The 5221-nt window shown below is 57.5% G+C and carries 4 protein-coding genes and 1 pseudogene; 3 read left to right on the top strand and 2 right to left on the bottom strand.

From position 1 onward, the window contains the following. A pseudogene (locus EOA60_RS38260) lies at positions 1–272 on the bottom strand (hypothetical protein); the annotation flags it as partial. A gap of 379 nt (positions 273–651) precedes the next feature. On the opposite strand from EOA60_RS38260, the gene EOA60_RS17535 reads away from it, so the two are divergent. Then, entirely contained in the window at positions 652–1413 is a 762-nt protein-coding gene (locus tag EOA60_RS17535; RefSeq protein WP_245479240.1) for a thermonuclease family protein, read from the top strand. A gap of 1360 nt (positions 1414–2773) precedes the next feature. Then, positions 2774–3913 (top strand): hypothetical protein, encoded by a 1140-nt coding sequence (locus EOA60_RS17540; protein ID WP_127216366.1) that lies wholly within the window; start codon positions 2774–2776, stop codon positions 3911–3913. A gap of 175 nt (positions 3914–4088) precedes the next feature. Here the strand turns inward: EOA60_RS17540 and EOA60_RS17545 are convergent, their stop codons facing one another. Then, on the bottom strand, positions 4089–4793 hold the full coding sequence (locus tag EOA60_RS17545; protein WP_127335574.1) for an XRE family transcriptional regulator: 705 nt from the start codon (positions 4791–4793) through the stop codon (positions 4089–4091). Positions 4794–4876: 83 nt separating this feature from the next. Between EOA60_RS17545 and EOA60_RS17550 the strand changes: the two genes are divergently transcribed. After that, on the top strand, positions 4877–5125 hold the full coding sequence (locus EOA60_RS17550) for a Cro/CI family transcriptional regulator (protein ID WP_127335575.1): 249 nt from the start codon (positions 4877–4879) through the stop codon (positions 5123–5125). The last annotated feature ends 96 nt before the right edge of the window (positions 5126–5221 follow it).

The raw sequence follows: 5221 nt of genomic DNA on the forward strand, positions 1-5221 counted from the left end.
ATGTTATAGTGCTCGAGCGTTCCGGCACCGAAGGCACCGGCATAAGCGCCCTGCCATGTCCATTCGCTTGTCACAGCCGGTTCTACGATATCGGCCGCCATAACAGGGCCGCAGACAGCAAGGCCGAATACGCAAGCAAGCAAAAGAGATTTCATGTTTTGTCCCACCGCAATTTTACGTTGACTCGAGATATACCGCACAGCGCGCCGAATTGCTGTTGCGAAAATATCACGGTGCAGTGGTTCTGAGGTCGGCCGGTGGATAACTGACACTCTGATCGCGACTTCTTATGGGTCTCGCGCCCCACCTGCCCATGGAACAAGCGGGGGCTGGATCAGGTCTCACGGGCCGATAGGTCGGCTCCGCCTGGGCAATTCTGCTGGTCTGCCCTCAGGCGCTAAAGCGGATTCGACAGCCAAATACAAATGGAGCACTATCGTCTTCGGTGTCGGGGGATGCCTCAATGTATGTAAAACTAGATTTTGCCGCGGCGAGTGTGCTCCCGGTGTCGAGCTGTGCTGGCCGATCTGCCGAAAGCCGCCCGGGCGGCGCGATGTGATCGGGATCGACAAGTCCCGTTACGACAACCGCTCTGGCCAGTGGCGTCGGCGCACTGGCACGAAACGATCGCGCGCCAGGCGATGGGCAAGCGTGCCGCTTCGTCTTGTGCTCGTGACGGTGGCTGCGTTTTCTGCCTTGCTCACACAATTCGTGATGCACAACAGCGGATCGCTTCCGGAAATCAACCTGCAGAACATCATCAAGCCGAGGCCGCTATCAGTCGCCGGCGTCGGCTCGGTGATCGACGGTGACACGATCGAGATCCACGGCCAGCGCGTGCGCTTCAACGGCATCGACGCGCCGGAGAGCCGCCAATATTGCGACGATGCTAGGGGGTTCGAATATCCCTGCGGCCGCCGCTCCGCCGAAGCGCTGGACAAATTCCTGGCGGCCTCCAGGCCGGTGCAATGCGTGTTCGTGACATGGGACCGCTATGGGCGCTTTGTCGGCAACTGCACGCGCGCCGACGGGGCTGATGTGGCCGCCTGGATGGTCGAGCACGGGCAGGCGCTGGACTGGCCGAAATACAGCAGCGGCGCCTATGCCGCGCTAGAGGCCAAGGCCCAGGCAGCGAAGCTGGGCCTATGGGTCGGCAGCTTCCAGGCACCCTGGGATTGGCGGGCGCAGCACAGTGACGATGTGCAGGCGCCGGCGACGCCAACTTTCGCACTCGGCGGCGGCAATGTCGGCTGTAACATCAAGGGCAACATTTCGGCGGACGGGGAGCGGATCTACCACGTGCCCGGGCAGAAATATTACAGCGTCACCGTCATCAACCAGGCCAAGGGCGAGCGCTGGTTCTGCTCGGAAGCCGAAGCCGCCGCCGCAGGTTGGAGGCGGTCCAGGCGATAGCCTGCGCAATCCCCTCTAGGAGAAGTCGGCTTCCTCTCCCACACTATTTTTCGTCCACCGATCGGGACCACTCTCTGTCGTTCCGCGCGGCGCTCAGATCATAATGGTGTTGGCGATAATCTGGTGGCCACCGCCTCAAAGAAATACGGTAGGTCGACACAGCAAAGCTCGTTACGCCCGAAACCCACAAGATCGCTTCCCCATAGCGGTCAGGCGATCAAAAGATCGGCGGCAGCATGCATGCCATATCGTATGTAGCTGCCTATAATAGGAATGCTCCGAAGTAGGACAAAGCATACAAAACAGCACAAATGAGTGAGCTACTTTTCTGCCTTGCCAGTAGCAGAGCGCTCATCACAATCAGGCTTTCGATAGTCACGAAGATAACCTCATGCACTGCTTCGATGTTTGCTAGCCATTCCCCAAAAAAAATGACTTAGCTGATCAGCATCCCGTAAACCTCTCAGCGTGCGCAGCAGAATCAGAAGCAACCTTCCCAGGACTCACAAAGTCCTTGTTATAAGCGCAGACTTGGGGCCGGCGCCGCTGAATGGTTCGGGTGGACCGGCTGGTGGGCCTCAAAAGCGACGGTGTAGAAAGCAAGCGCTCCCAAACCTATCGCCATAGCCCCGAAGACACCGACGACGCCGAGCACTGACGTAACGAAATTTTTCATAGTTGATTCCCCCGGACCCGCGTTTAGGATTACCCGCCGCTGCGATGATCATTGGTGGCTATGGTGCATACTACGCCTGGGAGTGGCCGGTCTGGATAGTTGTGCCGGTCTTCTTCCCCGGTCTCGCATTTATGATAGCTGGGCCGATGATCGGGCCCGAGCGAAACATGATCACGCTGACGAAAAATAGGACTGGTACCTTCTTGTTGCGGCTGCTGGAGGATTTGCGGAGCGCGCACGAGGATGACGAGGCCCGTCGCTATATGCGCCTCCGTTGCCCTCGTCATCGCAATCCTTTCCTTGCCATACGGGTATTATCAGGTGCTGCGCCTAGGCGTATGTGCCGCAGGCATCTATTGCGGCGTCAAATTGAGATCAGCGGGTGAGGAGAAATGGGCTTACGGCCTGTTCTTTGTCGCCTTAGTGTTCAATCCATTCTTGCCTGTGTTCCTGTCTCGGGCGACTTGGATGCCGATTGACCTCGTTTGCGCGGCGGTGTTTGGCTACGTTGCTTACAAGTATCCGGCCACAGCCGGTGAAGGGCGAAGCGGTATAAGCTCAAAGCCTTAGCGACCGAGGCGGGCGCGCTAAGGAGATCGAAAACGGCCAGCCATCCGGCCTAACCATCGCAAAGTCGTAGGTGGCACCGACAACATCGCCGCAACCTTCACCTGTGGGGTACCATTGAAGAGGACCGCTGTCGTTCAGATCGCACAGAGCAGTGCATATGACTTTGCGTGGAGGGGGCTCCGAAAGTTCCAAGACGCTCTCGCATCGGTTGACCGGCTGATGTTGGAACGCGAGGTCTCCTCAAAGCAGCGGCCTAACTTAAAAAAGCAAATGGAACAGCTGGCGTACTGCCTTAGGCAGGCATACGAATTCTCTCAATCATCGAAAGCGAGTGGACTATCGACCAAAGCATTGCAAGCGTACTACAGCATAACCGCGCTGGCAAACGCAGTAATTCTTTGGGCCGGAAACGGCCTTGACGCTATTGACGCTCGCCACGGGAAATTCCACAGGCACGGGTTGTCTCTCGTGCAGGCGGTTTCACTTGAAGCCTCTGGCGCATCACCAGACTTCGATAAGAACGGTACCCTGACAGGACTGTTTGGGCTTTGGCGAAGATACGCGGCCCACTCTCCACACTATCTGAAGCGGAGTCTAGATATTCCCGGGCACCTTGGGCAGTCTCGATACGACATAAGCTCGGAATTAATGCCCCTTTCCTCGATTAAGATGCCAAACCGACCAATAAGCCTTGTTGAATGCTTGCAGCATATTCCTGGACTATTCCTAAGCCTAAGTTCGTCACCTATAAAGTCGAAGCTTGTACGTGGGATAATTTCTGACAAATTGACCTACGGAGAGGATAGCATTGTTGCAAGTGCCCGAAAAACGGTCATTGTTCACCCGTGCCATAATGATTTGCTCCAGCCGGTTCTAGAAAGGTTTGCTTACCATCCACGGCATTTTGAAGGCTTATCTATTACCCCGGTCCAATCAGGAGCTGCCTTTACGCTCACCGTCACGAAGGAATTGTTCGACGTCCCAAGCAGTTCTCCTGAAATCTTCCCTGATACCGTTGATAACCTCTACTTCGTTGGCAACGGTGAGTTCCTGAATGAATTTGGGTATTTTTACGTTGGTCTATATATAATTGGTATGTTGTCTAGATATTATCCAAATATATGGATGAAGGAAATCAACAAAAGCTCGCTTATGACGATACTTTGCGATGAGTTTATAGACAGTTCTCTTGAGAGGGCTCCATTGAATACGTTATCTACTCTTGATAACTGTGTATTCGTCTACGACAGATAATGTCGCTACTGGGGAAGACATTCCCGCGGTTGCAGTGCGGCTGATGGGAGCGGGCGAATTTCGCGCCTAGTGTTGTTCGGATCTTGCTGCTCGCCTGGGCCGATCAGAACCCATTTCCCTTGGCTTTCGGTTTGATGTTCCGTGCCCGCCTCACGCTACGCGGCGTGTACGCTCGTCACCGCGCGTTGTACTTCCCGACTACCCGATGGCAGATCGGCCAGTCGACGCGGCTCTCGGTAAACGTCTTCGCCGGCCGGTATTGCTCCAGCGTCCATTCGCGGTCGTTCATGCCCACTAGGCGCTTTATGATCGCTTCCTCGTCGCCGCGCTCCTTGGGCGGGGTGTGGAAGAACACCGCGTCCGAGTCCCGCGCCGGCTGCAAGTGGGGGTTCACCAGCGCGGTATCACCGGGCCAATAGGCCGGGATCATGGATTCGCCGCGCACCAGGATGCCATAGCCGCCGCGGACATTCTGCAGCACCGCCGGCCGCTTCACCCAGTCGATCGCCTCGAAGGTGACGATCATGTGGCCTTCGCCGCCCATCGCGGCGGCATAGATCGGCAGGTCGCGCCCGCCGACCAGCTCGTCGCCGGGGATGATCGGTGTTCTTGCAGCTCTTGGCTTCGGCTCGCGTACAATCGGTAGAGGCGCTGCGCCTGAGGCGTCGAGCAGCCAGGCGACATCGGTCTTGAGCAGCGCGGCAAGCTCGGGCAGTCGCTCCATCGAAGGGCGGGTGGTGTCCGCCTCCCATTGGGTGACGGAGACACGCTTGATGCCGAAGTGATCGGCGACGTCGTTCTGCGTCAGGCCTGCAGCCTCCCGCGCCTGGCGCAGGCGTTGGCCAAGTGTCGTCGAGTCGGTGCGTATGGTCGCGATCATGCCGAAGCATAGTAATTATTGCTTACTTTTTTGCAAGCGATTGCCTGTTGACACAGTAGGTAGGTAATACCTACCATCTGCCCATGATCGAAATCGTCAGAATCGCTGCCGCCAAGGTTGGCGGATTAGGCGCGCTCGCCTCGCATCTGGGTATCCGCCACCAGGCTTTCTACTCCTGGAAGCGGGTGCCGGCCGAACGCGTGCTGGACATCGAGCGCGCCACCGGCATCTCACGCCATGCGCAGCGGCCCGACCTCTTCGGTGCCGATATCCTTGCCGGTCCCGCATCCTCCCAAGCCCGGACCGGCAGCGGCGAGGAGGCGCCGCGATGAGCCGCGCCTCCTCGATCAACGTGCCGGAAAACGGCCGGGAAAGCCCGAAATTAGCGGTGGATTTCACCCTCTTTGCGCTTTTCCTCGAAGCCCGGC

Origin of the sequence: Mesorhizobium sp. M1A.F.Ca.IN.020.06.1.1, assembly GCF_004023265.1 — a bacterium.
Classification (GTDB): Bacteria; Pseudomonadota; Alphaproteobacteria; order Rhizobiales; family Rhizobiaceae; genus Mesorhizobium.

Excerpts from the sequence above, each read along its gene's own strand:
- EOA60_RS17550 (WP_127335575.1), top strand. The coding sequence starts at position 4,877 with ATGATCGAAATCGTCAGAATCGCTGCCGCCAAGGTTGGCGGATTAGGC.
- EOA60_RS17545 (WP_127335574.1), bottom strand. The coding sequence starts at position 4,793 with ATGATCGCGACCATACGCACCGACTCGACGACACTTGGCCAACGCCTG.